This window comes from Nocardia sp. NPDC051832 (genome assembly GCF_040681285.1).
GTDB lineage: Bacteria > Actinomycetota > Actinomycetes > Mycobacteriales > Mycobacteriaceae > Nocardia.
The window spans coordinates 873607-900593 of record NZ_JBFAYL010000003.1 but is presented as its reverse complement, the minus strand read 5'-3'; the positions used below and the strand labels follow the sequence as shown (position 1 = coordinate 900593).

General features: G+C 68.3%; 28 protein-coding genes. 13 read left to right on the top strand and 15 right to left on the bottom strand.

All coding sequences use genetic code 11. The features are described from left to right. Window positions 1–41: 41 nt before the first annotated feature. The 3 genes from AB0M14_RS21830 to AB0M14_RS21820 all read right to left on the bottom strand — a co-directional run bounded on the left by AB0M14_RS21830 (window position 42) and on the right by AB0M14_RS21820 (window position 3299). On the bottom strand, window positions 42–2219 hold the full coding sequence (locus AB0M14_RS21830) for an Rv1355c family protein (RefSeq protein ID WP_364997688.1): 2178 nt from the start codon (window positions 2217–2219) through the stop codon (window positions 42–44). A gap of 205 nt (window positions 2220–2424) precedes the next feature. Then, window positions 2425–2859 carry an effector binding domain-containing protein gene (locus tag AB0M14_RS21825; RefSeq protein WP_364997686.1) on the bottom strand — a complete coding sequence of 145 codons (435 nt, stop codon included), beginning with the start codon at window positions 2857–2859 and terminating at the stop codon, window positions 2425–2427. Next, window positions 2856–3299, bottom strand: coding sequence for a GyrI-like domain-containing protein (locus AB0M14_RS21820; protein WP_364997684.1), 444 nt, complete (start codon window positions 3297–3299; stop codon window positions 2856–2858). The genes AB0M14_RS21825 and AB0M14_RS21820 overlap by 4 nt, the downstream gene beginning before the upstream one ends. 363 nt (window positions 3300–3662) lie before the next feature. Between AB0M14_RS21820 and AB0M14_RS21815 the strand changes: the two genes are divergently transcribed. Continuing rightward, on the top strand, window positions 3663–4667 hold the full coding sequence (locus tag AB0M14_RS21815) for an alpha/beta hydrolase (protein WP_364997682.1): 1005 nt from the start codon (window positions 3663–3665) through the stop codon (window positions 4665–4667). Window positions 4668–4697: 30 nt separating this feature from the next. Here AB0M14_RS21815 and AB0M14_RS21810 read toward each other — a convergent pair whose 3' ends face one another. Beyond that, window positions 4698–5672 (bottom strand): AraC family transcriptional regulator, encoded by a 975-nt coding sequence (locus AB0M14_RS21810; protein ID WP_364997680.1) that lies wholly within the window; start codon window positions 5670–5672, stop codon window positions 4698–4700. A gap of 144 nt (window positions 5673–5816) precedes the next feature. Between AB0M14_RS21810 and AB0M14_RS21805 the strand changes: the two genes are divergently transcribed. Next, window positions 5817–6497 carry an NAD(P)-binding oxidoreductase gene (locus tag AB0M14_RS21805; protein WP_364997678.1) on the top strand — a complete coding sequence of 227 codons (681 nt, stop codon included), beginning with the start codon at window positions 5817–5819 and terminating at the stop codon, window positions 6495–6497. Window positions 6498–6576: 79 nt separating this feature from the next. On the opposite strand, the gene AB0M14_RS21800 is transcribed toward AB0M14_RS21805, so the two are convergent. Together AB0M14_RS21800 and AB0M14_RS21795 are read right to left on the bottom strand one after the other, a co-directional pair. Next, window positions 6577–7140 carry a type 1 glutamine amidotransferase domain-containing protein gene (locus tag AB0M14_RS21800; protein WP_364997676.1) on the bottom strand — a complete coding sequence of 188 codons (564 nt, stop codon included), beginning with the start codon at window positions 7138–7140 and terminating at the stop codon, window positions 6577–6579. A gap of 85 nt (window positions 7141–7225) precedes the next feature. Next, window positions 7226–7537: a pyrimidine/purine nucleoside phosphorylase gene (locus AB0M14_RS21795; protein ID WP_364997675.1), complete on the bottom strand. Its 312-nt coding sequence runs from the start codon at window positions 7535–7537 to the stop codon at window positions 7226–7228. Window positions 7538–7631: 94 nt separating this feature from the next. Here AB0M14_RS21795 and AB0M14_RS21790 point away from each other — a divergent pair, with 94 nt between their 5' ends. Together AB0M14_RS21790 and AB0M14_RS21785 are read left to right on the top strand one after the other, a co-directional pair. After that, window positions 7632–9200, top strand: coding sequence for an alkaline phosphatase D family protein (locus tag AB0M14_RS21790; protein ID WP_364997673.1), 1569 nt, complete (start codon window positions 7632–7634; stop codon window positions 9198–9200). 135 nt (window positions 9201–9335) lie between these two features. Next, window positions 9336–10865, top strand: a complete 1530-nt coding sequence (locus tag AB0M14_RS21785) for an FAD-dependent monooxygenase (RefSeq protein ID WP_364997671.1) — start codon at window positions 9336–9338, stop codon at window positions 10863–10865. Here AB0M14_RS21785 and AB0M14_RS21780 read toward each other — a convergent pair. Continuing rightward, the gene (locus tag AB0M14_RS21780; RefSeq protein WP_364997669.1) at window positions 10848–11435 is read right to left on the bottom strand and encodes a hypothetical protein; all 588 of its coding nucleotides are present in this window, start codon (window positions 11433–11435) and stop codon (window positions 10848–10850) included. The two genes, AB0M14_RS21785 and AB0M14_RS21780, sit on opposite strands and share 18 nt — an antisense overlap. 144 nt (window positions 11436–11579) lie before the next feature. Between AB0M14_RS21780 and AB0M14_RS21775 the strand changes: the two genes are divergently transcribed. The 5 genes from AB0M14_RS21775 to AB0M14_RS21755 all read left to right on the top strand — a co-directional run bounded on the left by AB0M14_RS21775 (window position 11580) and on the right by AB0M14_RS21755 (window position 16400). Beyond that, window positions 11580–11783 carry a hypothetical protein gene (locus AB0M14_RS21775; RefSeq protein WP_364997667.1) on the top strand — a complete coding sequence of 68 codons (204 nt, stop codon included), beginning with the start codon at window positions 11580–11582 and terminating at the stop codon, window positions 11781–11783. A gap of 40 nt (window positions 11784–11823) precedes the next feature. Beyond that, window positions 11824–12846, top strand: coding sequence for a winged helix-turn-helix domain-containing protein (locus tag AB0M14_RS21770; RefSeq protein ID WP_364997665.1), 1023 nt, complete (start codon window positions 11824–11826; stop codon window positions 12844–12846). A 49-nt stretch (window positions 12847–12895) separates the two neighbouring features. Next, entirely contained in the window at window positions 12896–14200 is a 1305-nt protein-coding gene (locus AB0M14_RS21765; protein ID WP_364997663.1) for a cyclopropane-fatty-acyl-phospholipid synthase family protein, read from the top strand. A gap of 122 nt (window positions 14201–14322) precedes the next feature. After that, complete coding sequence (locus tag AB0M14_RS21760) at window positions 14323–15681, top strand: serine hydrolase domain-containing protein (protein WP_364997661.1); 1359 nt, start codon at window positions 14323–14325, stop codon at window positions 15679–15681. Between the two features lie 104 nt (window positions 15682–15785). Beyond that, window positions 15786–16400 (top strand): dihydrofolate reductase family protein, encoded by a 615-nt coding sequence (locus AB0M14_RS21755; protein WP_364997659.1) that lies wholly within the window; start codon window positions 15786–15788, stop codon window positions 16398–16400. A gap of 3 nt (window positions 16401–16403) precedes the next feature. Here the strand turns inward: AB0M14_RS21755 and AB0M14_RS21750 are convergent, their stop codons facing one another. Both AB0M14_RS21750 and AB0M14_RS21745 read right to left on the bottom strand, forming a co-directional pair. Next, window positions 16404–16622 carry a hypothetical protein gene (locus tag AB0M14_RS21750; RefSeq protein WP_364997657.1) on the bottom strand — a complete coding sequence of 73 codons (219 nt, stop codon included), beginning with the start codon at window positions 16620–16622 and terminating at the stop codon, window positions 16404–16406. Window positions 16623–16746: 124 nt separating this feature from the next. After that, window positions 16747–17151, bottom strand: coding sequence for a hypothetical protein (locus tag AB0M14_RS21745; RefSeq protein WP_364997655.1), 405 nt, complete (start codon window positions 17149–17151; stop codon window positions 16747–16749). A gap of 101 nt (window positions 17152–17252) precedes the next feature. Between AB0M14_RS21745 and msrA the strand changes: the two genes are divergently transcribed. From msrA to AB0M14_RS21730, 3 genes are read left to right on the top strand one after another with little or no spacing between them, the layout of a single operon-like run. Continuing rightward, window positions 17253–17765, top strand: coding sequence for a peptide-methionine (S)-S-oxide reductase MsrA (gene msrA / locus AB0M14_RS21740; RefSeq protein ID WP_364997653.1), 513 nt, complete (start codon window positions 17253–17255; stop codon window positions 17763–17765). Between the two features lie 54 nt (window positions 17766–17819). Then, a complete protein-coding gene (locus AB0M14_RS21735) occupies window positions 17820–18893 on the top strand; it encodes an esterase-like activity of phytase family protein (protein WP_364997651.1) in 1074 nt (357 codons plus the stop codon). 20 nt (window positions 18894–18913) lie between these two features. Further along, window positions 18914–21163 (top strand): M20/M25/M40 family metallo-hydrolase, encoded by a 2250-nt coding sequence (locus AB0M14_RS21730; protein WP_364997649.1) that lies wholly within the window; start codon window positions 18914–18916, stop codon window positions 21161–21163. On the opposite strand, the gene AB0M14_RS21725 is transcribed toward AB0M14_RS21730, so the two are convergent. From AB0M14_RS21725 to AB0M14_RS21705, 5 genes are all read right to left on the bottom strand, one after another. Beyond that, window positions 21160–21564 (bottom strand): DUF1304 family protein, encoded by a 405-nt coding sequence (locus AB0M14_RS21725; RefSeq protein ID WP_364997647.1) that lies wholly within the window; start codon window positions 21562–21564, stop codon window positions 21160–21162. The two genes, AB0M14_RS21730 and AB0M14_RS21725, sit on opposite strands and share 4 nt — an antisense overlap. A 99-nt stretch (window positions 21565–21663) precedes the next feature. Next, window positions 21664–23430, bottom strand: coding sequence for an oleate hydratase (locus AB0M14_RS21720; protein WP_364997645.1), 1767 nt, complete (start codon window positions 23428–23430; stop codon window positions 21664–21666). 90 nt (window positions 23431–23520) lie between these two features. Further along, window positions 23521–24063, bottom strand: a complete 543-nt coding sequence (locus AB0M14_RS21715; RefSeq protein ID WP_364997643.1) for a TetR family transcriptional regulator — start codon at window positions 24061–24063, stop codon at window positions 23521–23523. Between the two features lie 18 nt (window positions 24064–24081). After that, a complete protein-coding gene (locus AB0M14_RS21710) occupies window positions 24082–25176 on the bottom strand; it encodes an agmatine deiminase family protein (RefSeq protein WP_364997641.1) in 1095 nt (364 codons plus the stop codon). 107 nt (window positions 25177–25283) lie between these two features. Next, window positions 25284–25949: a DNA alkylation repair protein gene (locus AB0M14_RS21705; RefSeq protein WP_364997639.1), complete on the bottom strand. Its 666-nt coding sequence runs from the start codon at window positions 25947–25949 to the stop codon at window positions 25284–25286. A gap of 155 nt (window positions 25950–26104) precedes the next feature. On the opposite strand from AB0M14_RS21705, the gene AB0M14_RS21700 reads away from it, so the two are divergent. Then, window positions 26105–26536: an ATP-binding protein gene (locus AB0M14_RS21700; protein ID WP_364997637.1), complete on the top strand. Its 432-nt coding sequence runs from the start codon at window positions 26105–26107 to the stop codon at window positions 26534–26536. Here AB0M14_RS21700 and AB0M14_RS21695 read toward each other — a convergent pair. Next, entirely contained in the window at window positions 26533–26901 is a 369-nt protein-coding gene (locus AB0M14_RS21695; RefSeq protein ID WP_364997635.1) for an anti-sigma factor antagonist, read from the bottom strand. The genes AB0M14_RS21700 and AB0M14_RS21695 overlap by 4 nt on opposite strands. Window positions 26902–26987: the final 86 nt, after the last annotated feature.

Here is a 26987-nt window from a genome sequence, read left to right as displayed (position 1 = left end):
ACGAGTCGAGCGTTCGGCGAGGCACCCTGTCTCCGATCGTGCTAGCTGCGGTCGCCCGCGCCCGAAGGAACCGAGCTGCCCCACGGGCCCCGCCGGAGGCCCTCCCCGAAGGGGAGCCGCCTGCTGCGGACCGTGGCTGCTGCCGCGTAGCTCAGGCGAAGCACCAATGCCATGATCTCATGTTCAGGCACTCCCAGCAGGTCCAGGAAACGGCCCTGAAGTGAAGTAAGTGTATCCGCGAAATCGGGGGAAATCGCGATCAACTCCTCGGGATGCCGTGCGTACAGGAACACCGGCGAGACAGGTTGCACCGCCAGGCCGCGCCGCCCGGCCTCGAGCCAGACCCGTTGGGCGGCCGCACCGGCTCGGACGTAGTCCGGCAGGCTCGGTGTGTGCCCGGGACAGGGCAGCGTCACCGCCACCACCGCGGAGCTGGACTGCACCCGATCCCGGGTGTATTCGCCGAGTGCGGTGCCGGCCGACCATTCGCGCAGCCGCGCCATCACATCCGTGCGCCGCGCCATCCGCATCTTGGCCTGTTCGACGGGCGTGAGTTCGAGGCTGCGCACGTCTATACCGGTAAGCGGATCCTCCCCCGGCCAGCGCAGTTCGGCGAACAGTTCCTCGTGCAGGCGCGGCGTGAGATAGCGGATGCGGTCGGAGTTGCCGAGCAGGTCGGCGGCCAGGTCGATATCGGCGCGGCCGGTGACGGAGCGGAGGGTCCCGCCCTCGGCGGCGGCGGCCGCGGTCAGGCTCGCCAGCACCTGGTCGGAGATTGCCGCACCATTGCCCAGACGCCGGTTCGTCTCCCGGGACAGCGCGGCCGGGTAGTCACGCGCCAGCAGAGCGTCCTCGCCCGAGCCATACTGCAGGAGTGCTGTGAGTGCGCTGGCATCGTCCTCGAACACTCTGTGCGATCCCAGCAAACCGTGCGCAGCCGCCGCGGCGCGGGCATTGTGCAGCGCCGCGCCGATCGCTACGGCACTACCGCGATAGCCGATGTCCAGGGCCGAGGAACGCGTGCGCACCAGATCCATCCGGAGCCCGGACTCGTCCCCGCGCAGCACCCACGGCTGGGTATTGCCCCCGGACGGGGCGCGCTGCGCGCATTCCAGTACCCGCGCGATCGGCGTGTCCGCCGTGGCCTCCGGACTCGGCCCGGCGCCGTCGAACACCGTCTCCTCCACCGGTTCCGGCTCGGCCAGCGCGTCCAGCCCGTGCTCCAAGTCGACGCGCACGCGTCCGGAGGACAGCTTGTGCCCCAGTCCGATCCGCCGCACCGCCGCCGCCACGACGGCTGCGCCCAGCTGCACCTCACTACCGAGTTGCGGCCAGGTCGTGACGGTTTCGTCGATCTCGACCAGGCTCGCCGCCATCCGCGCCGACAGCTCACCGGGGTCGAGGATCCGCATGACGTGCGGCGCCTTGTCCTTGGTGCTCAGGCCGCGCAGATCCGCGCCGGTGGTGGTGCCGAGCAGACCGTGGAACGGCAGCCGCCCGGGTTCCAGGTCGTAGCGTTCGACGTCGAACAGGCCGCGGTCGCTGGTCTCCATGAGCAGCGGGACGCGGTGCCGGCGCGCGCCCTCGCGGACCGCGAATTTGATGTCGAGCGAATCGCATTCCTCGATGACGACGGTCAGCCCGGTGAGGAATTCGTCCACCGAGTCCTCCGTGACGCCCGCCGTGCAGACCTCCACCGGCAGGTACGGGTCGAGTTCGGCGATCCGGCGGGCGGTGACGATCGACTTGTTCACGCCGATATCGAAGATATTGCCCGGCACCCGATTCAGGTTGGAGAGTTCGATCTCGTCGAAGTCGGCCAGCCGCAGCATGCCGCAGCCGCCCTCCAGGGCGATGGTGTAGGCGCAGGCGTGGCCGACGCTCTGACCGACGACGCCGATCCGCTGCGCGCCCAGTCGCCGCTGCTCCTCGCGGGTGAGCTTGTTGCGGTTGCGATCGAGCCGGATAGCGCGATAGGAGATTTCGTCGAGCAACCCGACCACCGTGCGCCGCCACGGGTAATACACCCACCGGTCGGCCGGCTCCTGCTCGACCGGGTTCGTGACCTTGCCGAGTTCCACGCGCAGCACGTCGCGCAGATCGAGAATGCGGATCCGGGCCGACTTGCGGAGCTGAGCGAGCATGGGTGCATCGTCTGGTGCCGACTCGTCGAGGATCAGCGGCCGATAGTCCGCATCGGGACCAGCGTCACCGTTCATGCCTGCGCACGTCCTCCGATCCATGGCTGCCGGCACGAGTTTGCCTAGGGCAGTATCCGTCATCCGACAGGAATTGACCAGGCGTCTGGCTAATCTTCCGAAAACAAATCGGCCGACCGGAAATTCCCGCAGGTCAAACGATCATGGACTAGCCGAAGCTGGAATCTAAAGACCAGTCGGTTCCGATTAGGTTAACTTTCCGCAACTAGATCAGGATCGAGATGAAGAGCTCGACCGACTGCGGGCCGCGCCAGATCTCGATCTCTTCCCGATAGGCGCGGGTGATCTCGGCCGACGCCGTCGCGTCGTCGACCTGAGCCCAGACATCTTCCACCGGATCGTGGTAATCACCGTTCGGCTCGAACCGCGCGTAGACGCCCTTGGGCACCCGCACCAGCAGATCGCCGACCGGAACCTCTTCCGGCGCACGGCATTCGAAGCACACGATGGCGTTGTAGTTGCCCGCCGGATCCGGCACATACACCGTGTACATCGGCTGCTTGTCGCCGGAACGCTCGCGCAGCCGGTCTTTGAGGAACTCGATCAGATCGCTGTTGCTGACCTTGAAGCTGGGGCGCACCCGAGGCACCACCAAGCCGCCGTAGAGCGCAGCGTTGCGCACCGCGATGGTGTAGCTCATGACGCCTCGACCGCGAGATAGAGCTCGATCTTGTAGGCGTGCGGGTAGCACTCGAAGTCGCCGGTGTATGTGCGCCGGATTCGCTTGTGTTCCTCGGCGTAGGCGATCTGGGTCCACAGGTCGGTCATCACCTGCGGGAAGTTACCGACCGAGGAGAAGCGGGCGTAGGTGCCGCGCGGCAGCCGGGCCACCAGGTGACCGCGGGTGACCTCGTCGAACGAGCTGCACTGATACCCGACGATCTGGGTGTTGTAGGTGCTGAGCTCGCCGGTGTAGTCGGTGAAGGCACTGGCCAGCGGACCGCCGAGATCCTGGTGCAGCACCGCCGCCCAGGCTGCTTCGAGATCATGGTCGCGCAGTTCTCCGAGCGCGCGTTTGGGGCTACGGACCGGCAGCCCGGCGACCCACGTCTCGTCCCGCTCGACTATTTCAAACTGCATGGAAAGGACTCTCTCGCGGTGGCATTCCGGTTCGCTGCCCGCATCCGGTCGGCTAGAAAGGCCATGCTATCAACCCAGGCCGACAGGTAGCGCTCGCCGGCGTGACGCGTCGCCGGGCCGGCACCGGCATTGAACTGGACGAATGTCCGGCAGAGCGCCCCGCGGCGCCCCGGCAACCGCTCCAGCTTCGTCCCCGCATCGGCGGCCGCGCCGAATGCCACTGAGCCACAAGCAAATTCACGGCAACCGATACCTCTATTGTGTCGCAGGCCACTCCCGAGTATCTTCTGTGATTCGAGACCGGATGGTTTCACAAACTACGGGGAGCCCGGTGGGGGCGCAATGGACAAGGTGGTCCTGGATATGAGTATTCGCGCACGGCTGCGAACGGCGACCGCGGTCGCACTGACCGCGGCGGCGATCTGGGTTCCGGCCGGAACCGCTGCCGCCGAGGACATCTCCCCCGGCGCTACCGCGCAGAGCTTGTTCAACACCATCGGACCGCATCCGGTCGCGACCGCCGTGCGGACCAATCCCTGCCAGGAATCACTGTTCGGCATGGTGCAGCACGTCGTGGTGCACCTGCTGGGCAACCGCGACGACATGACCTGCACCCAAGCGTTCCCGAACGGCCTGGAGTCGCCGATCGGCGTGAACACCTACTACCCGGCCGACATCGCCGACCTGACGGCCGCGCCGCTGCTGGTGTTCACCCCCGGGATCAATTCCAATCCGGGCATGTACGACGCCCTCGCACGGCAGTGGGTCAGCCACGGTTTCGTCGTGACGATCCCCTACGACTATGTCAACTCGCTGGTCCATGTGCCCGCGCTCGGCATGGCGGCGGCCCTGCTCGCAGACCGAGATCCGAATTCCCCGCTGCACAACAAGATCGACCTGAGCCGCACTGTCTTCGGCGGGCACTCCGCGGGCGGTCAGGCGGCCTTGCAGGCCGGGACGCTGTTCCCGCGCGTCGCCGCGGCCATCGATCCGGAGTTGCGGGTGGCCGGCGTGCTCGCCATCGAACCCGGACCGCTGGCGGTCGGTTCGCTGATCGGTGTGCCGACGCTGTTCCTCACCGGTTACAACGATTTCGTGGTCCCGGACTTCGCGTGGGTGCGCTGGTGGCAGTACAACCTGACCTTCGCCGCCCCGGCGTGGATCGCCAACGCCCGTGGCGTCAGCCATTTCTCGCCGGTCGACGGGCTCGACGCCTACCTGTCCGCCGGCACCGCCGTGGCCTACCTGCGCTACCTGGTCTTCGACGACGAGGCCGCGAAGCAATTCTTCACCGGGCCGAATTGGCTACTACCGCACGACAAGACGTATTTCTCCGTGCACAGAAACGCCCAAGCCGACGCGCTGTGAAGCTCCCGCCTGCCAGGGTCGGCAGGGCGGCTAATGCGCTACCGAGGCGCTGGCTTCGACACGACTACGGCGCACCGCCCCCGGCGCGCATCCGACGACCCGTTTGAAGGCGCGGCTGAAGGCCGCCTCGGACTGGTAGCCGAGGCGGTGCGCGAGTTCGCCGAGCCCGATGTCCTCACGTTCCAGGCTGGTTTGCGCCACGTGCATGCGCCAGCGGGTCAGGTACTGCATGGCGGGTTCGCCGACGAGTTCGGTGAAACGGGCGGCGAAGGCCGAGCGGGACATCGCGGCCTCCGACGCCAGCGCCGACAGCGTCCAGGCGCGGGCCGGGTCGCGGTGGATCATGGCGATGGCCGGGCCGATGCGCGGATCCTGCAACGCGCCCAGCCAGCCGGTGCGGGCTGCCGGATCCTCCTCGATCCAGGAGCGAATGGCCTGGATCACCAGGATGTCGGCGAGCCGGGTGATCACCGTCTCGCCGCCGGGGCGCAGCTGTTTCGCCTCTGCCGCAATGAATCTCAGGGTCGCGTCGATCCACGCGCCCTGCGGTGAATCGGTGCGGCGGACCCGGATCACCTCGGGGAGCAGCTCCAGCAGATGCCGGGCGGCCGGATCGTCGAAACGCACCGCGCCGCAGATGACCGTCGCGGGGGTACCGCCACCGCCGTGGCGCAGAATCTCGTAGCGCTCGCTCACCAATTCCCTTGGCAGCGCGTCCAACGCGGTCCCGTGCACGCCGGGCGCACTGGCCAGCAGATGACCCGCGCCGTGCGGGACCAGGGCCAAGTCACCAGCGGAAAGCCATTGGCCGCCAGCGGGTTCCACCTCCAGCCAGCAGGTGCCTTCGGCCACGAAATGGAACATCACGCAATCCGGCCAGACCGGCAGGGCGACGCCCCAGGGCTCGGTGAAATCCGAGCGGCCGTAGAAGACACCGCTCATCCGGAGTAGGTGCAGGGCCTGGCCGAGCGAATCCGCCGAACGCCACACCGGTTCAACTTGCATGTTCTGAGTATGTGAGCCGAGGTAGCGAACGTCCATCAGCCCGGACGATCGGGCATGAAATGCCGACGAACTGCCATGGTGCGTCCAGTTTCCAGGACCAACACTGGATGTCAGGCAATCACTCTCAACTCGAGGAGCTCCCTGATGAAGGTTCTGGTAATCGGTGCGACCGGTGGATCCGGCCGCGCCACCGTCGAACATCTGCTGTCCGCCGGCCACGAGGTCACCGCGTTCACCCGTCGCCCGGACGCCGCGCAACAGCCGCGGCTGCGCTACACGATCGGTGACGCCATGAAACCGGCCGATGTCGAACGTGCGGTCGCCGGACACGACGCGGTCGTCGTGATCCTCGGCATCAGCGAAAACCCGATGCGGGTAAGGGTTCTCGGTCCCGCTCATACGTCCGGAGATGTCCGGTCGCGAGGTACCGGGAATGTCATCGAGGCCATGCGCCGGCACGGTGTGCGGAAACTGGTGGTGCAGAGCGCATTCGGGGTCGGCGACTCCAAGCCCGGACTGACCCGTACCAATCGTCTGTTCTACCGGTTGATCCTGGCGCCGCAGATCGATGACACCGAGCGACAGGAAGCGCTGGTCCGGTCGAGCGGGCTGGACTGGGTCCTGGTGCGACCGGTCAATCTGACCGACGACGCCGCGGAGGGCATGCCCTCATCGGCCGATAAACCATTGGTGCACACGGTTTCCCGGACCAGCGTAGGCAGGTTCAACGCGCACGCGGTCGACGACGCGACGCTGGTCGGTAAGGCCATCTCGCTGAGCTCGCCCGCGCCGGCCCCGGTGCCGCGACTGCGCGAGACGTGCTGATCGCCGGATTCGACGACGCATCCCGCACAACGGCGTGCCGATCAGCAAGCGAGGCCCGGAACCCGGGCCTCGCCTCGCCTTACCCCTTCGATTCCGCCACTTCACTGATCGCTTCCAGGAAGTCGCCCAGGTCGCCGGGGTCGCGAGAGGTGATGAGCGTCCAACCGTCCTCGGGCGAACGCACCGCCGACTGATCCACCCACTTACCACCGGCGTTGGTGATGTCGGTACGCACCGACTGGTACGAGGTCAGCGTCTTGCCCGCCACCAGCCCCGCTTCCACAAGCAGCCACGGACCGTGGCAGATCGCGGCGATGGGCTTACCGGCGGCGGCGAAATCCTTCGCCAGCGCCACCGCCCGATCCGCCAGCCGCAGCTTGTCCGCGTTCACGGTCCCGCCGGGGATCAGCAGTACCTCGAAGTTCTCGACCTGCACGTCATCGAGCGACGCGTCCGGCTGCAGCTCGTCATCGGGCTGCGTGTCGTGCCGGAACGTCTGCACGCCCGCGTTCTTCGGAGCCGCGTGGATCACCTGGGCGCCCAGCGCCCGCAGCTGCCCGAGCGGCACCACCAACTCGTCCCGTTCCACCCCGGTATTCGAGGTGACGATCAGAACCCGGACACCTTCCAGCCGACCCGACATGAGCAGCTCCCTTCCGACGACGGAGAAGTCACTCCGAGCATGCCGCGATCGGCGAAGGTTAAACCTGCCCGGGCCGGTGTGCGATCTAGCCGAAGTGGCAGACGTAATGCACGGTGTCGAGCACTTCGATCTGGAACGAGCTGTCGCCCGGCACCTTGAAGGACTCGCCGCCGCGGTAGGTGACCGGCTCGGTCTCGCCCGCGAGGGTCACCTTGCATTCGCCCTCGATGAGCTCCATGATCTCCGGCGCGCCGGTGGTGAAGGTCAGGGTGGCGGGCAGGATGACGCCGACCGACTTGCTGGTGCCGTCGGCCAGGGTCAGCGCATGGCTGACGCACTTGCCGTCGAAGTACACATTGGCCTTCTTCGCCACGCTGACGTTCTCGAACTGCGTCATGGTCTCTTTCCCGAGGTTGAGGTGAAGCCGTCAGCTTACTTAGGCCACCCTGCGCGGCAGTGCGGCGGCTCGGGGGCCGCACGTACCCTGATGTATGTCTTTGTCACGGCGTGCGGTGCTGGCGTTCGGCATCGCCGGGCTGGCGGGTGCGGCCACCGCGAGCAGCGCGCTGTTCCCGGCGCCGCGCTGGCGCGGGAGTTATCCGTTCGCGCTCGGGGTGGCGTCCGGGGATCCGCTGCCCGACGGCGTGGTGTTGTGGACGCGGCTGGCGCCGGATCCGCTCGCGGCGGACGGGCTCGGCGGGATGCCGCACCATCCGGTCACCGTGGAGTACGAGGTCGCCCATGACGCGAACTTCCAGCGGATCGCCACCCGGGGCAGCGCGGTCGCGACCCGCGAGCTCGGGCACAGTGTGCATCCGGAAGTGCACGGGCTGGAACCGGATCGCTGGTATTTCTACCGTTTCCGAGCGGGCTCGGCGATCTCCCCGACCGGGCGCACCCGCACGGCTCCGGCCGCTGGAACCGCCACCGCGCGTATGCGTTTGGCGGTCGCGTCCTGTCAGTCCTGGGCGTCGGGGTACTACACCGCCTACGAGCACCTCGCGCGCGAGGACGTCGATCTGGTGCTGCACCTGGGCGACTACATCTACGAGCGGGCCTGGAACCATCGGCGGGAAGGCACCGCGCCGCAAGCCTTTCAGCGCGGCGAAGCCGTCGATCTGCGCGGCTATCGCTTGCGCTACGCCCAGGCCAAAGCCGAGCAGCCGCTGCAAGCCGCGCATGCGGCGTTCCCGTGGCTGGTCACCATGGACGATCACGAGGTCGACAACAACTGGGCGGGCGACAATCCCGGCCTCGGCTTCGACATCTCGTGGCTCCCACCGCTTTTCCAGCGGCGGCGGGCCGATGCCTTCCAGGCCATGTACGAGCATCAGCCGTTGCGCCTGGCGCAAATGCCTTCCGGCCCGGACCTGCGCCTGCACCGCCGCTACCGTTTCGGCGACCTGGCCGACGTCACCATGCTCGACACCCGCCAGTACCGCTCGCCGATCGCCTGTAGCCAGAACCCGGTCACCGGCTGTGCGGAACGTTTCGACACCGACCGCACCATCCTGGGCGCGGCACAGCGGGACTGGCTGATCGACGGCTTCACCGATTCACCCGCGCGCTGGCAGCTCCTCGGCAATCAAGTGGCGATGAGCGAGGTCGACACCGATCCGGGCCCGGACGTCCGGGTCTCCACCGACGCCTGGGACGGCTACGTCGCCGACCGCAACCGCGTGCTCGGCGCGGCCGCCGAGCGGCAGGTCGGCAATCTCGTCGTCGTCACCGGCGACAAGCACGAGAATTGCGCGAGCAACCTCCGCAGTGACTTCTCCCACCCCGAATCCCCGGTGGTCGGGACCGAATTCACCGGCACCTCGATCAGCACCAACGGCAACGGCGCGGATATGACCGAGCACGGTCGCCGACTGCTGGCCGCCAACCCGGACCTGAAGTTCTTCAACGCCCAGCGCGGTTACCTGCGACTGACACTGGAGAAATCTTTGTGCCGCACCGACTTCCGAGTGGTCCCGTTCGTCACCCGGCCGGGCGCACCGGTACACACACGCGCGAGCTACATCGTGGAAGACGGAATCCCCGGCACCACCGAGGCTTGAAGTTTGCCGGATCGCGAACACAGCGATCGTTTCCCCTTCTAAAGGTATAGCGCACCGGGGGGCTTGCGGCAAGACCCCCGTCATGCCGCAGAATTGCCCGCCTAAGCCAGAACCTGCGAGTTTGGGAGTACCTGAGTGACGGATTTCGACGTGATCATCGTGGGCGCCGGCCCGGCCGGTCTGACGCTGGCCGCCGAACTGAGCCTGGCCGGGGTACGGCCGCTGGTGCTGGAGAAGCACGCGCTGCCCCGCGACGTGCCCAAGGCCAGCGGCATCGCCGGGCAGATCCTGGACGTGCTGCGCAACCGCGGCATCCTGGATCGCTTCGAAGCCGCCAGCAGCAACCCGCACCTGCCGCCGCGCTTTCCGTTCGGCGGTACCCACCTGGACCTCACCCAGCTGGCGGATTCGCCGCTGCGGGCAGTGCCGCTGCCGCAGATGCAGATCGAGCGACTACTCGCCGACCGCGCGCTGGAGCTCGGCGCGGAGATCCGCCGCGGGCACCAGGTCACCGGCCTCGGCCAGGACGCGACCGCGGTCACCGCGGAGGTGCTCGGTCCGGACGGGCCGTACCAGCTGACCGCGCAGTACCTGGTGGGCTGCGACGGCGGCCGCAGCCGGATCCGCGATCTCGCCGGTATCGACTTCCCGGGCACCACCTACCCGGAGGTCAACCGGGTCGCCCAGGTCAGCGTCCCGGCGTCGGTCCTGCTGGACAACGGCGACCTCGACATCCCCGGGCTGGGCGTGCTCCTCGCGGGCTTCAACCGGACCGACCGCGGCCAGTTCGCGTTCGCGGCCAACCCGGGCGGGGTGTTCCTGCAGACCGTCGAGGACGACACCGCCGACTACGACGATGACGAGCCGCTGACCATGACCGAGCTCGCCGCCAGCGTGCGCCGCGTGCTCGGCGTCGAGCTGCCGATGTCGGATCCGACCCGGTTGTCGCGCTTCACCTTCAAGGACCGCCAGGCCGAGCGCTACCGCGACGGGCGCGTGCTGCTGGCCGGCGACGCGGCGCACCTGCTGCCTGCCACCGGCACCGCACTCAACGTCGGGATGATCGACTCGGTCAACCTGGCCTGGAAGCTGGCCGCCACGGTCCAGGGCTGGGCGCCGGCCGGTCTGCTGGACACCTATCACGAGGAGCGGTACTTCGCGGGTGCGCGCGCCCGGCAGCAGACCCGGGCCCAGGTGGCTTTGCGGCGCGGCACCGACTCGGCGGCCGAGGCGCTGCGCGCGATCGTCCAGGAGTTGCTCGCCGACGAGCCTGCCGCGCGCCGGGTCGGCGCCATGATCGCGGGCACCGACGTGCGCTACCCGATGCCGGGGGCCGAACATCACGCGCTCACCGGCACTTTCGCGCCCGATCTGACCCTGCACACCGAGCCGGGGACGACCAGCGTCGCGGCGCTGCTGCCCAGCGGCCGGCCGGTCTTCCTCGACCTCGCCGACCGGCCGGAGCTGCGCGAGATCGCCCAGCGGTGGTCGCACCGGGTCGACCTGCACGCCGCCAAGGCCGGCGACCAGCCGGCCGACGCCCTGCTGATCCGCCCGGACGGCCACATCGCCTGGGCCGCGACGCTCGGCGAGCCGGCCGAGACCGCCGCGGCGACGCTGCGCGCGGCGCTGGAGCACTGGTTCGGCTCAGCGGCCGGCGCGTAATCGCACGCGTCCCAGCACGTTCGGCTCGGCCAGCGGCAGCAGTGCCAGCAGGATGGCCGCGCCGGTCAGTGGGAGGAAGTCGAGACTGAACACCGAGAGCAGGATGCCCGCCAGCAGCAGCGGCGGGCTCCACTTCGGCAGCTTCTTGCCGATGACCAGCAGGACCGCGAGCACGACCAGTCCCAGGAAGAACAGCTGCGGGACAACGGTATAGACGAGCGGGCGAACGCCGGGCAGGTCGGAGAACTGGTTGCTCAGCCGCGCCATGTCGGCCTTGTTCGCTGCCAGCGCCGCGAACGAGATGTCCGCGGTGAACTGAACGATGGTGCCGCCCAGGCCGGCCAGCGTCAGCGCGACGACGCCGTCGCGCCACCGGCTCGGCGGTAGTTCGCGGCCCAGATTCAGCACCACCGGAATGAACAGCACCATCCCGAGCAGACCGAACAGGTGCGCCGCCTGCCAGTCCGGCCCCGGCCCGTAGTGCCCGTCGGCCCGCCCCGCCAACCGGATGACCCCGTAGCCGGCGATACACAGCGGCGCGGAAACCAAGAGCAGCCCAGGGAGTTTCACAGCGCCGATCGTCGCAGGCCGGGCCCTGCACTCGCCTCCGGGAAGACCCTGATCTTGGGTGTTTAGGCCCTGGCCGAATGGTGGTGCGCGGGGTTCCCCTGGTTCATACGCTCTCATCGGAAGCTAACCAGGAGGCTGAAAATGATGAACCAGGCAGCTGTGCGTGCCGACGGGATGGCCACGCTGGTATTGCTGGACGGTGCCGACGTGTGGCGGCGCGGGCGGGAGTGGTTGCGGGGCGTGCGGTTCCGGCGGGTCGCGCCGGTCGAGCACGAGCCGCCATCGGTGCCGGAGATGCTGATCAAGCTGGACCCGTTCAATCCGGCGCCGGGCCGCGGACGTCGGTGATCGGGCGTAGCGTGACCGGTGAGAGATTGCGAGGCAACGGATGAAGCGGCTGCACTTCACCCCGGATGATCTGTTGCGGGTACGGATCGGTGCGCCGCTGGGCGCGCTCGGCGAAACATTGCTGGCCACCCGGACGGTGCAGCGCGGTCGCACACAGCTTTTCGACGGCTGGCGCTCAGAAGTGGTCAGCGCCATGCCCGAGAACTTCGGTGTGCTGGCCGATCTCGTACCCGCGGACGGCTGTTTTCTCGACCTGATCACACCGACCCGCGGCGCGCGGACCATGTCCGAAGGCATTACCGCGCTGCACCTGGCGTCCCGCGAGGAACTGCGGCGCGAGGTCGCGTGCGTGGCCACCAGCGAATGGTGGCCACGCCCAACGCGCTTGCCGGACTGGGCGGCGAATCTGCCCGATCGCGACAATCGCACGCTGGGCGAGGTCGCGAATGCCTTCCAGTCCTTCCACTCGGTCGCTTTCGCCGACCGCTGGACCCACGTGCAGTCCTATCTCGAGGTGGCCGCGGACCGGATGGCGCGCACCATGGCCACCGACGGCGTCGAAGGCTTGTTCGCCACCCTGGCCCCCTACGCCCGCTGGCGCGCACCGGTACTCGAGGTCGCCACCCGGAAGAACTGTCAGGAGCGCCACCTCGGTGGACGCGGGCTGGTGCTGGTGCCCGCCCTGTTCGTGTGGCCGGAACCGGTCATGCTGCACTCGGCGATCGACGAGACGTTGCCGATGACCCTGATCGTGCCCGCCATCCGCGATATCGCCGACTTCGCGGCCGCCTGGGGTCCGCGCGCGCCCAACGACGCGTTGAACTCCCTGCTCGGCCGCACCCGCGCCGCGGCGCTGCAGGCGATCGCGGAGGGGTGCAGCACCACCGAACTCGCCCGCCAGCTCGGCGTCACCCCCGCCACCGCGAGCGAGCACGCCTCGATCTTGCGTGAGGCCGGCCTGATCGAGAGTCACCGCCAGCGCAACGCCATGCGGCACCAGCTGACCACGCTCGGCGCGGCCCTGCTCGACGGCGATCTCGACAAGGGCCTGCGCATCGCCTGACTCCGCGTCGTTGCCCACCTGTACGCAGGTCACGGGCCATAGTGGAGCAATGGGCCAGAAAGCCACCGTCGCCGCCACGCTCGCGCCCCTACTACGGACCGCGCTGGGCGCGCAGCCACCGATCCGATTCGAATTCTGGGATGGCAGCACGCTGGTCCCCGGCAGCGAATCCCGCGGCACCATGCGCATCCGTTCCAAGGACGCGCTGAGTCATCTGGTGTGGGCGCCGGGCGAACTCGGTGTGGCCCGGGCCTATGTCTCGGGCGAACTCGAATTCGAGGGCGACGTGTTCACGGTGCTGCGCACGTTGCAGCAGTCGGCGCCGAACGACGCCGACCTGGGCTGGGATGCGGCGGTGCGCGCGGTCGGCGCGGCCGGCAAGCTCGGCGCGCTCACCCACCATCCGAAGCCGCCGCCGGAGGAGGTGCGCCCGCTGCGCGGCGCGCTGCACACCAAACGGCGTGACGCGGCCGCGATCAGTCACCACTACGACGTCGGCAACGACTTCTATCGGCTGGTGCTCGGCGCGAGCATGACCTACTCGTGCGCGCGGTTCGTCGGCCCGGAGGACACCGGGTACGACCCCGCGAATCCCGCGGTGACGCTCGAAAACGCCCAGCGCGCGAAGCACGACCTGATCTGCCGCAAGCTGGGCCTGCGGGCCGGGATGCGGCTACTCGACGTCGGTTGCGGCTGGGGTTCGATGGCGATGCACGCCGCGTCCACCTATGACGCCCAGGTCGTCGGCGTCACCATCAGCGCCGAGCAGGCCGAACTGGCGCGCAAGCGGGTCCTCGAGGCGGGCCTGCAAGATCGCGTGGAGATCCGCCTCTCCGACTACCGCGACCTGCGCGGCGAGGAGTTCGACGCGATCTCCTCGATCGGCATGTTCGAGCACGTCGGCACCAAGCGCACCGGCGAGTACTTCGACACCCTGCGCGCCCTGCTGCGTCCCGAGGGCCGCCTGCTCAACCACGCCATTTCCTCGATCGGCGGTTCCCGGATGCAGGGCCGCTCCTTCATCGGCCGCTATGTCTTCCCGGACGGCGAGCTCATCGATGTCGGCGAGGTCGTGCTGGCCATGGAGCGTTCGGGTTTCGAGGTTCGTGACGTCGAATCCCTGCGCGAGCACTACGCCCTGACGTTGCGGCACTGGGTCGGCAACCTCGAAAAAGACTGGGACCGCGCCGTTTCCATGGTCGGTCCGGGGCGCGCCCGGATCTGGCGGCTCTACATGGCCGCCTCCGCACTGGGTTTCGAGGACGGCGGGCTGGGCCTGCATCAGATCCTCGGCGTCGTCCCGGATCCGCAGGGCAACGCCGGGATGCCGGGCAGTCGCCGCGGCTGGGTGTAAACCCCCGCGCAGCAGCGGTAACGGGGCTGTCAGCGCGCTGTCGGCGGGCTGTCAGCGCACCCCGGCACCTTGGTGACCACAGGGCGAACCGCCCACGGAACCGAGGAAAGCCGGAGGACACCATGACCGTCGACGCACTGCGCGAGATCGCCGAAGCAACCGCTGCCAAGTTCGGGATTCCCGGCATCGCGATCGGTGTCTGGGCCGGTGGCCGTGAGCATTTCGGATGCCACGGTGTGACCAGCATCGAGAACCCGCTGCCGGTGAACGCGAACACCCTGTTCCAGCTCGGTTCGGTGACCAAGCCGCTGACCGCGACCGTCATCATGCGCCTGGTCGCCGACGGCATGATCGAGCTGGACGCGCCGGTCCGCCGGTACGTCCCCGAGTTCGTGCTCTCCGACCCGGACGCCGCCGCGCGAATCACCGTGGCGCAGTTGCTCAATCACACCTCCGGTATGGACTGGAGCATCATCAACGACACCGGCGAGGGCGAGGACGCGCTGGCGAAGTTCGTGGCGACCTTGGCCGAGCTGCCGATGATCGGCGCGCCCGGCGAGCGCGCTTCCTACAGCCAGGCCGGGTTCAACGTGCTGGGCCGGGTCATCGAGAAGGTCACCGGTCAGACCTACGAGCAGGCTGTCGCCTCGATCGTGCTCGAGCCGCTGGGTCTGGCCGATACCGTCTTCACCGAGCGCGAGGCGATGACCCGCCGCTTCGCCGTGGGCCACGACATCGGCGCCGACGGCGCCCTGAGCATCGCCCGCCCGTGGAAGCCGACCCGCGCCAACAATGCCGGCGGCGGCGTCGCGTCCACGGTGGCCGATCAATTGCGCTGGGCCCGTTTTCATCTCGGCGACGGCGCCCCGGTGCTGCCCGCGGGTGTGGTGCGGCAAATGCGGCAGCCGACAGTCGAGTTGCGCGGCAGCTCGCTCGGCGACGCCTTCGGCACCTGCTGGTTCCTGCGGGAGATCGACGGCGTCGCGACCATCGGGCACGGCGGCTCCAGCATCGGCCAGTTCAGCGAACTGCTGATCGTCCCCGACCGCGACTTCGCCCTCATCGTCATGACCAACGCGGGCCCGGACGGTATCCCCGCGAACCAGGCCGTCGTGCGCTGGGCGCTGGAACACTACCTCGGCCTGCTCGACCGCGACCCGGAGCCGATCCCCTTCGACGCCGACCGCGCGGCCGAGGTGGCGGGCCACTACGCGAGCGATGCCATGACCTTCGATATCACCACGAACGGAACAGCTTTGACGCTCGAGGTGCTCATCAAGCCGGAGATTCGCGCCGCCGCCGAGGGGGAACTCCCCGCCGATCACGCACCGTTCGAATTCGGCCTGCTGCCGGGCGACGGCGACGACTACATCATCACCAGCGGCGCGTTCGCCGGGCACCGTGGCTTCTTCAGCCGCGACGAACGGGGCGCGGTGGTCGGCGTCGACCTGGCGGGCCGCCTGTTCACCCGGGTCCGGTGACACCGCGCGCCGCCGCCGATTAATCCGGCGGCGGCGCGTCGTCTGCACCACTGACTCCGCTGACCGAGAATCCGGCAGCGGCCCGACGAACCCAGGAGAGACCCATGAGGAAGATCACCGCAGGCCTGTTCATCTCGCTGGACGGCGTCATCGCCGACCCGCAGGACTGGCACTTCCCGTACTTCAACGACGAGATGGGCGCGGCAGTGGGCGCTCAGCTCGGCGCCGCCGACACCCTGCTGCTCGGGCGGGAGACCTACGACAGCTTCGCCAGCGCCTGGCCAGCGCGCGAAGCCGCGGGCGAAGAGGACGCCGTGATGGCCAAGGCGCTGGGCGATGCCCGCAAGATCGTCGTCTCGCATCAGCGGCTGGAGTTCACCTGGCGCAACTCCGAGCAGCTCTCGGGCGACCTGATCGAGGCCGTCACCGCGCTCAAGCAGCAGCCGGGCGCCACCGACATCGCGATGAGCGGTTCACCCTCGATCGTCCGGCAGCTGCTCGCCGCCGGTCTGCTCGACGAACTGCACCTGCTCGTGCACCCCATCGTGGTGCGCACCGGGCAACGCCTGTTCGACGAAGGCGACCCGATCCCGCTGGCATTGCTGTCCGCCCAGACCTTCAGCACCGGGGTCATCCACACGGTGTACGGCCCGGCCGCCACCGCGGTATCGGGTGGCTACGACGAGGCGAAAGTCCATCTCCCCCAGGGTGATCAGTAGAGCTCAGCGCCGGTCGCGCACCTCGGGATACCGATCCCGGAGTTGCTCGAGGCAACGCTGCACCTCGCGCAGCTCCCGGCGCAGCAGATGCGATTCGGTGCTCGACCGCGGCACCCCACGCCGGGTGAGGTCGGCTTCCAGAGCCGTGCTCAAGGTGGCGGCCTCGGCACTGAGCAGGTCGTAGAAGACCTGAGCCTGGGCCACGTCGGATTCGTCACGCACGCGTCAAACCGCCTGCGCTCGAACACATCCGGCTGTTCGCCGGCTGTACACCGCATTGTTGCCCATGATTCATACTCACTGGCCAGGCCCGAATCGTCAATCGCGACGCCGATTGCCGGAGGAATCAGCCCGCGGCGGCGGTCTCGTGCACGGCGCGCCAGCGCAGGCCGTTGCGCGCCTGTGGGTCGGGCAGCAGGACCGCGGTGGTGAGCCGTTCGACCGGCCCCTCGGGTCGATGATGCACCTCACGGAACCGCACCACCGCGCACTCCGCCGACCGGTGCAGTACGTCGAGATCGGTGATGTCGATGGTCAGGCCGGGCGTCGAATTACCCGCGCCCGCCAATCCGGCGGCCAGCGCCGCGAACGGCACGACCGCGCCGTCGAGGGTGACCATGGTGAAGTCCGGATGCTGCTGGCCGGTGAAGGCCGCCAGCCCGTCGCCGGCGTCCGGCGTGCCCAGCCAGCGGGCCAGGTCCTCGTGCAGGGCGCGGACCTCACCGACGATCGTGTCGTGTTCGATGCTCACCAGCGCACGCTACCGGATCCGCCCCGACCAGGGCCGGAACTATCCGGGCGCGCTAGCTGGTTGTATGGGGTGTACCGGACTCACTTCACCGAGGAGGAAGCGTGACCGACACGCGCAAAGCGATCCTGGCCGGCGGCTGCTTCTGGGGCATGCAGGACCTGATCCGCAGGCAGCCCGGGGTGCTCTCGACCCGGGTCGGCTACACCGGCGGGAAGAACGACCACCCCACCTACCGCAACCACCCGGGTCACGCCGAAGCCGTGGAGATCGTCTACGACCCGGCGCAGACGGACTACCGGGCGCTGCTGGAGTTCCTGTTCCAGATCCACGATCCGACCACCATGGATCGGCAGGGCAACGATATCGGCACCAGCTACCGCTCGGCCATCTTCTACCTCGACGACGAGCAGAAGCGGGTGGCGCTGGACACCATCGCCGACGTCGACGCCTCCGGCCTGTGGCCGGGCGCGGTGGTCACCGAGGTGACTCCGGCGAGCGCGTTCTGGCAGGCCGAACCGGAGCACCAGGACTACCTGGAGCGCTTCCCGGACGGCTACACCTGCCATTTCCCGCGAGCGGGCTGGAAGCTGCCGAAGCGGGAGACGACCCACTAGATCGTTCGGCCGGCGTTCACTTCCCGGTTCGATCGGCCGGTTAGTTTGGCGCGCATGCGAAGTCGTGGACCATTGCTGCTGATCCTCGCGTGCGCGCTCACCGCGGCCGTCGCGCCGACGGCCACCGCCGCCACCCCGCCGGTCCGACTACTCGGCGAACGGGTCGTTCCGTTCGGCTTCGATTTCCACGGGACCACCGTGGGCGGGCTCTCCGGTATCGACGCACTGCCGCAGGCCGGTACGTATGTGCTGATCAGCGATGATCGCTCGGCGCTGCAACCCGCACGTTTCTATACCGCGCGAATCGCGGTGGACGGCACCGGCATCGGGCCGATCGAGTTCACCGGGACCCGGCCGCTGCTCGGGGCGAACGGCGCACCGTACGCGCTGAACACGGTCGATCCGGAGGAGATCCGGGTCGATCCCTGGACCGGGAACTACTTCTGGACCCAGGAGGGTGAGCGGGCGGCGAGCGGCCTGCTCGATCCCTCGGTCCGGGTGGCGCGGCCCGACGGCGCCTTCGAGGCCGAACTGCCGATCCCGGACAACGAACGGATGCGGCCGGATTCGGGTCCGCAGCGCAACGGGGCCCTGGAGGCGGCGACCTTCGCCGGCGGCGGCGCCCTGTTCGTCAGCGCGCTGGAAGCGCCGCTGCTCCAAGACGGGCCGATGCCCACCGCCGGGGCGGGCGCCCTGAACCGGATCACCGTGCAGGCCCGCACCGGCCAGCTGCTCGCCCAGTACGCCTATCCGATCGACCCGGTCTTCACCGAGGGCACCGGCAGCAACGGCATCACCTCCATCCTCGCCGCCGATCCGCTCGATCCGGCGAAATATCTTGTCGTGGAACGCAGTTTCGTCGAGGGCGCGGGCAACCGCATCCGGCTCTACGAGGCCGATCTCAGCGCCGCCACCAATGTCCTGAACGCGCCCCTGACCAACGCTCGCCCAGTCGCCAAACGTCTGCTGGCCGACCTGGATGATCTCGGCCTGAGCACCGTCGACAACATCGAGGGCAGCGTCTGGGGCCCGCGCCTGCCCACCGGTGAACGCACGCTCTTGCTGGTCAGCGACGACAACTTCAACGACAAGCAGGTCACTCAGTTCATCGCTCTCGCCCTGCGCTGAGATCGGGATACGCTGGCGGAGTGCGGATAGGACAACGGCTTTCCGGTTTCCTGGCATTCGTGATCCTGCTGGCGGTGGCGGCAGCCGCCGCGTGGGAGCAACAACCGCACGGCCATGAGCCCGAGTCGGCGCCCGCCGAGGTGTTCAGTGCGGGCCGGGCCTTCCGGGTCGTCGAAGCCATCGCGCAGCGGCCGCACCCCGTCGGCACCGCCGAACACGCCCGGGTGCGTGATCATCTCGTCGCACAGTTGCGAGACCTGGGGTTGCAGACCGAGATTCAGACCGGCATCGGCCGCTACCCCGGCGCGCTTGCCCGCGACGTCGTCGGGATGGGACGAGCGGACAACATCGTCGCCCGGCTGCCCGGCACGAATTCGACCGGCACGATCTATCTTGCGGCGCACTACGATTCCGTCGCCTCCAGCCCGGGGGCGAACGACGACGGCGTCGGCGTGGCCGCCGTCCTGGAGACCGTGCGCGCGCTGCGGGCGAGCGGGACGACGCTGCGCAACGACGTGGTCGCCCTGCTGACCGACGCCGAGGAAACCGGCTTGCTCGGCGCCGAAGCGTTCGTCACCGCGAACCCGGATCTGCGCGGCGACGTGATCATCAATCACGAAGCACGCGGGGCGGGCGGTCCGGTGTTCATGTGGCGATCGACCCGGCCCGACGGCGCCCTGATCCGCGCGGTCGCTGACACTCCGCGCCCGAATGCCGACTCGCTGTCCACCGCGCTGGCCGGTGAACAGACTTCCAGCAACACCGATTTCGCGTCCTTCGAAACGGCCGGACCGCAGGTGCTGGACTTCGCCTACGCCGGGCGCAGCGCCTACTACCACAACCGGCTGGACGACCCGGCCCACGTTCCGCTGGCGACGTTGCAGCAGATGGGCGACAACAGCCTGGCGCTGACCCGCGACCTCGGCGACCGCGACCTCGCCGCCGCGTCCCACGACGACGATCCCGCCTATTTCTCGCTGCCCTTCGGAGTGCTTGTGGTGCTGCCGATCTGGGTGATCATCGCGCTCGCGCTGGTGAGCGTCGTGGCGAGCGGCTGGGTGCTCTGGCGGGTCCGGCGCGCCGGGGAGACCAGCTTCAAACGCGTATTCGGCGCCGCGGCACTGTTTCTCGTGACCGTCCCGATCGCCATGGCGGCCGTCTACGGCCACTGGGAGGGCGTGCAGGCCATCGAGCCCGAGTACCGGCCGCTGTTCGTCGACCCGTATCGGCCCGAGCTCTTCTACGCGGCGGTCATCGTGCTGTCGGTCGCGATCCTGGCCGCCTGGTTCGCGCTCTCCCGGCGCTGGCTGGGCGCCACCGCCACCGCGGCCGGGGTGCTGTGCTGCCTGAGCGTGCTCGCGGCGCTGTTCGCGCTCGCCGCCCCGGCTGCCGCCCAGGTACTGGTGATACCGGTTGTCGCTGCCGCCCTGGGTGTTTCGGCCGGCTTCGCCGTGCCGGATCGGTGGCGGCTTCCGGTGCTCACCGTTTTCCTGATTCCTTCCGCCCTGTTCCTCGGCAGCCTCTGGGCGGCGCTGCAAACCGGCGTCGCCGCGGCCGCCTTCCTCGCCGCACCCACCATCATCCTGCTGGGCGGGCTGCTCACGCTCACCCTCACGCACGCTTGGCCCGCCCGGCGCGGCTGGGCCATCCCCGCCACCGCGGTCGTCCTCGCCGCCGCGCTCACCGCGGCGGGTTTGGCCGTCGACCGCACCGACGCCCAGCACCCGCTGACCGCCCAGCTCATCTACGCCTTCGACGCCGATCAGGGCCAGGCGCGCTGGCTCTCACGCAGCACACCGGATCGCTGGACCAGCGCCTTCGTCGAGGACACCGCACCCGGACCCCGATACGCCGCACTCTGGTCCGACGCCGTCACGAGCGGACCCGCACCCACCCAGGCCCTGCCACCGCCGATCGCCGAAATCCTGTCCGACACCACCGATTCCGAGAAGCGCACGATCCGGATGCGCCTGCGTTCGCAGCGCGCCGCCACCAGCATCGCCCTGCGCTACACCGCCGCGCCCCTCGCCCTGCGGGTAGCGGGCCGCGACGTGACTCCGCTACCGAAGAAGGGCATCCAGTTCCACGCGCCGCCGGCCGAGGGCCTCGAGGTAGAACTGGTCGCGCCCGCCGGGCCGCTCGATCTGACCCTGGTCGACTACAACTATCTCCCCGACTCCGGCATCGAGTCCTACGGACCCGAGCCCGCCGACGTCTACCTCCGGCAGGACAGTGCCAGCGCCGTCTTCACGACGATCCCCGCCCGCTAACCCGCCCAGGCGGCTACCACGATCGCCACCAGCGGCGGCAGGCTCGATCCGATCGTGCCGAGCACGCTGCCGCCGCGCGGGCGCCACAACCCGAGCAGGTCGGCCACGCCCATAGCGAGGCTCGCGAGCAGCATGTACCAGCAGCCCGCCAGCACCACGGTCCGGCCGACCACCTCGTCGCCGTTGTGCAGAATGATCAGCCCGAGAATCGTCCCGAGCCCGCCGAGCAGGTTGCGGAAGCCGACCACGAAGGCCCACATTCGCACGTCGGCCACATTCTCGGTCGCCACGTGCAAGAACCGCCGTACCACCGGCCGGTCGTAGAAGAACATCTCCAGGGGCGCCGCCCCGACATAGGCGATCGCGCCGATCAGGGCCGCCGCCTGCGCGAAACCGTTCACGACAACTCCTCGGAGTCCGCATCGGCGGGACCCACTGCACCGCCGCCTGCCCTCAGCATGCGCCGGAAGATCAGCGGGGCGGACCCGATTCGACGGACGTTATTCGTCTGCGACCAGGTCGTACTCCTTCAGCATTTCGCCGATCTCGGTGGAGTCGAGTTTGGCGAGCAGCTTCTTGCGTACCAGCGCGGGGCCGGGCAGCCGCACTTCCTCGCCGTCGCGCAGCTTGCTCGTCGCCGCCAGCAGTTTGCGGACGTCATAGGTCGAGTTGAAGACCTCGGGCACGCCGCGTTCGATGCCGAGCAGCTGGTAGGCCGCCTCCATCCCGGTGCGCACGGAGTATTCCGTGGTGAAGATGCAGTCTCGGGTGGTTTCGGAGAACTGGCCGATGAACGCGAAGTTCGCCGACCCCTCCGGCACCACGTCCGGACGGTCGCCCGCCTGCCGGGGCATGAAGAACGCGGTGACATACGGCATCATGCACGGCACGCATTTGGCGCCGGAGGCGGCGAGCTCCGGGATATCTTCGACCGGAACTCCCAAGTGGTACAGCCATTCCTGGGTGATTTCCGCGCCGGTGCACTCCTGCATCGGCTTCTGCACGTAGTCGCCGGGCTTGTCCACGAACAGCGAATAAACCCACACCACGATCTGATCCTGGGGCTGCTGCTTGAAATGCGGCTGCCGGTTCACCGTCCAGCTCATCAGCCATGCCGAATCGCGCACGGTGACGATCCCGCCGGTGACGACCTTGCCGCTGAACGGATCGCGTTTACAGATCTTCTGGATGTAGCGCGGAATGCGTTCGTCGAGCGTGGTGACGGTCGCCGACTCCCACTTGGTCTTGGCGATATCACCGGCGAAAACGTCCGGGCGGCCGAAAGACTGGTCCTTGGCCGCGATACGCCGCCAGAGATCCCACGCCGGCGCGGGGCCTTCGTTCAATTTCGCCGGGGTGTGCTGGTCGCCCTCGTCGGAATTCTCGGTCAGCGAGCCGATGGTCATGAACAGCAGATCGTCCGGGCCCAGCTCGATGCCGCCCTGCACGTCCTCCGATATCCAGTGCAGCCGCGTCGCCTGCTTGCGGTCCGCGGTGATGTCGAAGTCGATGTCGGTCACCGTGGTATCGAATTTGAAGGTCACGCCCTGATCGAGCAGCCACCGATACAGCGGCAGCACCAGCGATTCGTACTGGTTGTACTTGGTGAACTTCAGTGCCGAGAAGTCCGGCAGGCCGCCGATGTGGTGGATAAAGCGATGCAGGTACAGCTTCATCTCCAGCGCGCTGTGCCATTCCTCGAAGGCGAACATGGTGCGCCAGTACATCCAGAAGTTGCTCTCCAGGAACTCCTTCGAGAACACCTCGTCGATCCGCTTGTTCTCCATCTCCGCACGGGTGGCGAGGAAGACTTTCACCACGTCCTTCTGCCCGCGGTCGCCGAGCGTGAACAAGCCGTCGGTGTGCGCGTCCTCGCCCTGCCGCACGGTGGCGCGCTGCAACGAGAAGTTGGGGTCGTCCTTGTTCAGCCAATAGAACTCGTCGAGCACGCTGGCGTCCTCGAGTTCCATCGACGGAATCGACCGGAACAGGTCCCACAGGCACTCGAAATGGTTCTCCATCTCACGCCCGCCCCGGATCACGAACCCTTTCTCCGGCTCCTTGATTCCGTCCAGCGCCCCACCCGGCAACTTCAATTCCTCGAAGATCGTGATCCGGCCGCCGGCCATCCGCCCGTCCCGGATGAGGAAGGCCGCCCCCGACATCGATGCCAGGCCCGCCCCGACGAACCACGCCTTCTTGTCGTCGACCCCCTCGGGTTTGCGCGGTCGCGCGAACGCCTCGTAGTTGCCGCTGCTGTAGTACATAGGACTCCTCTTCCGAAACAGTCGAAGTACTGGCCAGGCCGAGCTCCCTTACCCACCTTGCCGCAGAAGCATTAAATAGCCAAGAAGTAACTAGCTTCGTAGCTCGAGCGCGATCGCTCCGGTGAGCAGTGCACGAGCGCGGTCCAGGTCGAGAGACCCGCTGTGCCAGCGCTCGCTGAGCCCTTCCACCAGGGTGGTCAGGCGTTCGGCGCCGGCCACGGCGTCCGGAGCCTGGGCCGCGCGCAGCAGGGCTTCGATATCGGTGTTCCAGGAGCTGGTGGTGGTTCGGAGCGGAGCGCGCAGGTCTTCGTTGAAAACGGCGCTGGCGCGGAGTTCACCCCAGGCGATGCTGGTCTCGCGGACGTGCTCGGTGTCCTGGAGTTCCAGCAGCAGCATGGCCTCGAGCCGGGCGCGCGGGTCGGCGCCGGCCGGGTCGGTGTAGGCCTGGGCGCGGTGGTTGATGTGCTCGAGCGCCGCGTACAGGACGCCCGAGCGGTCCTTGAAGTGGTAATAGATCAGCGCTGTGGAGACGCCCGCCGCGGCGGCGAGTTTTTCGATGCGCAGCCCGCGCACACCGTCCTGGGCGATGACGCGGACCGCGGCTTCGAGGATCTGGGTTCGACGCTCTGACACGATTCCTCACAGTAGGGGTCAGGCGGCCGGTTCCTGTTGCGTGGTGCAGTGGATACCGCCGCCGCCGGCCGCGATCCCGTCGATATTCAGCTGCACGATCTCGCGATCGGGGAACAGCCGCTGCAGGGTGGCGCGGGTGGCCGGGTCGGTGTGCGGGTCGCCGAATTCCGGGGCGATGACGGCGCCGTTGCAGACGTAGAAGTTGATATATCCGGCGGCGAAGTCGTCCCCGGTCCCGCGCACCTCGGACGGCCCCTCCAGCACCTCGACGCGCAAGGGACGGCCGTGCACGTCGGTGGCCTGATGCAGGATGTCGAGGTGGCGGCGGGTGACGTCGTAGTCGAAGGAATCCGGGTCGTTGTCCAAGCCCGCGACCACCACGCCAGGGCTCGCGAAACGCGCGTAGAAATCGGTGTGCCCGTCGGTGATGTCCTCGCCCGCGATGCCCGGCAGCCAGATCACCTTCTCGATGCCGAGCAGATAGGCCAGCTCCTCCTCCACATCGCGCTTCTTCCAGCCCGGATTGCGATTGTTGTTGAGCACGCAGCTCTCGGTGATGATCGCGGTGCCCTCGCCGTCGACCTCGAGGCCACCGCCCTCGAGCACGAGGTCGGTGGTCAAGCGTTCGACACCGGCGCGCTCGGTGACGATCCGGGCCACCTTCGCGTCGCGGCGGTGGTCCTGCTTGTCACCCCAGCCGTTGAAATTGAAGTCCACGCCGGCGCGGCCGCCGGCGCCGCGCACGAACACCGGGCCGGTGTCGCGCATCCACAGATCATCGATCTCCGCGGGCACCAGGTCGACGTTCGCGCCGCTCGTCAGTCCGCGCGCCAGGTCCATTTCGCCGGGCCGCACCAGCATCGACACCGGTTCGAAGCGGGCGATGGCCGTCGCGATGGCGGCCAGGTCGCGTTGCACGACGGGCACCAGGTCAGCGCCCCAAATGCGTTCGCTCGCACCGAAAGCCATCCAGGTCCGCGCGTGCGGCTCGCCTTCCTCGGGCATCATCCACTTTCTCCCGTCGTCCGCCGGCTCGGCCTCGTCGCCGCAACCGGTCACCAGGAAACTGCTGATCGCAGCCATCGATGTCTGTACGAATGTGCGCCGTCGCATGTCGCTTCTCCTCTGTTCGGCAATCGCCAGGCTAACTCCTGACTGAATTTTTAGTCAAGAATCAGGTGACGCGTGTCATGACGGCGAACTGCGATGTCAGACGGGTGTCAGCCCTTCCGGCGCACCATCTCGGTGATCCAGATCGGCGCGAACGGCGACGTGCAATTGGGCGGCGTCGGGTAGTCCTTCAGCACCTCCAGGCGCTCCCCGATCGCCAGCGCGCGGGCGCGGTACTCCGCGTGCTCGATGCCGATCTGCGCCAGGCAGTGGTTCATCGCCCATTGCAGACGATCCGGCGCGTCCTTCATGTCCGCCTCGATGACATCGAGCAGCCCGTCGAGGTCCAGGCCCGCCGGCTGCTTGGCCACGCGCTCGGTGGTCAGCGCCCATCCGGCGCTCGCGACCACCGGATCCGGGTCCGCGAACCACGCCGCACGCAGCTCCTCGGCGTGCGGGTTCTTCTTCACCACGTAGTTCACGAGCCAGTCCTGCACCTTGGGCGTGCCCGCCGAGCGCAGCATCGCGTCCAGCTCGTCCCGCTCGAACGCCTTCGGGCGGCAGATCAGCGTGGTCAGCAGTTTCGCCGTGGTGTCACCGGTCGCCCACAGCTCACGCGCGAGATCCTGCTGTGTCTTCAGTCTTTTCGCGACCGCGCGCAGGTGACCGAGGTTCACGCCGTGATCGTCACCGTGCTTCTCGTTCACCGCACGGATCTTCGGATCCTCGAGCGTGGCCAGTTCGGCCAGCACCTGGGCTACCGTCGTGTCGGACACCGTAGTCTCCCGTTCATCTCGTGAAGTTTCAGCCTAAGCCCAACCACGGATTCACAGACTGCTGACCAACCGGGGGTTTCTACGGCACGATCGTGGGTAGCCGGGCGTTATCTCGGGCGTGATCTTTGGCCTGTGGCGAGTGGAGGATGGCGCAATTGAGTGGACCGCTGTGGGCCCTGCCCGGTGGTGAAGAGCAGGGGCAGGATTTCGATCTGGAGACCACCGCCCAGTGGCAGATCCGCGATGCGGTCCGGACGCTGCTCGCCCCCGACACCGGCGTGCTGGTCGAGGACGCGGTGCTCGTGGTCGACGAAATGGTGGCCAACGCGGTCGAGCACGGTAGTGCGCCCTGGCGTTGCCGACTCGCCTTGCACGCCGCGCCGCCGCGCCTGCGGGTCGAGGTCGACGACAGCGGCGCCGGCGAACCGCATCTGCGTACCCCCGACCTGCACGGCGGCCGCGGCTTGATCGTCATCGACCGCCTGGCCAGTTCCTGGGGTGTCCTGCGCTACGGAAGATTCAAAACCGTCTGGGCCGAACTCCCCCTCGACCGCCCCAACGTCCCCCCGATCAACACCGCCCCCTAACGCCCCAGCGCCTCGTCGACGCTGTGGTACAGCGCCAGCACCTCTTCCAGCCCGGTGATCTCCAGCGGCCGGATCACCGGCCGGTTCGCATCCACCACGACTCGCAAGGGCTCGCGGCGCCTTTCGGCTTCATGCCGGGTCTTGGCGAGCGTCTGCAATCCCGCGCCGCCGAGGTAATCGACGTTGGTCAAATCCAGCACGCAGAACGGCGCCCGCGTCCGATCCAGGCCCTCCCGTACCGCTTCCGCCAGCAACGGCGCGGTGTCCGCGTCGACCTCCCCGAAGATCGCCACCACGGCCGCGTCACCGACCATCCGATGCTCGACCCGGAAAGACGGTTCCGCAGACTCCTGCTGTTCGCTCACCCCGCGCACTCTATAGCGGAGCGTCACCGCCCTGAAGGCGAATCCGGCGCCTGGCCCGCGCTGCTCAGTCATTGCTGATCGGGCGC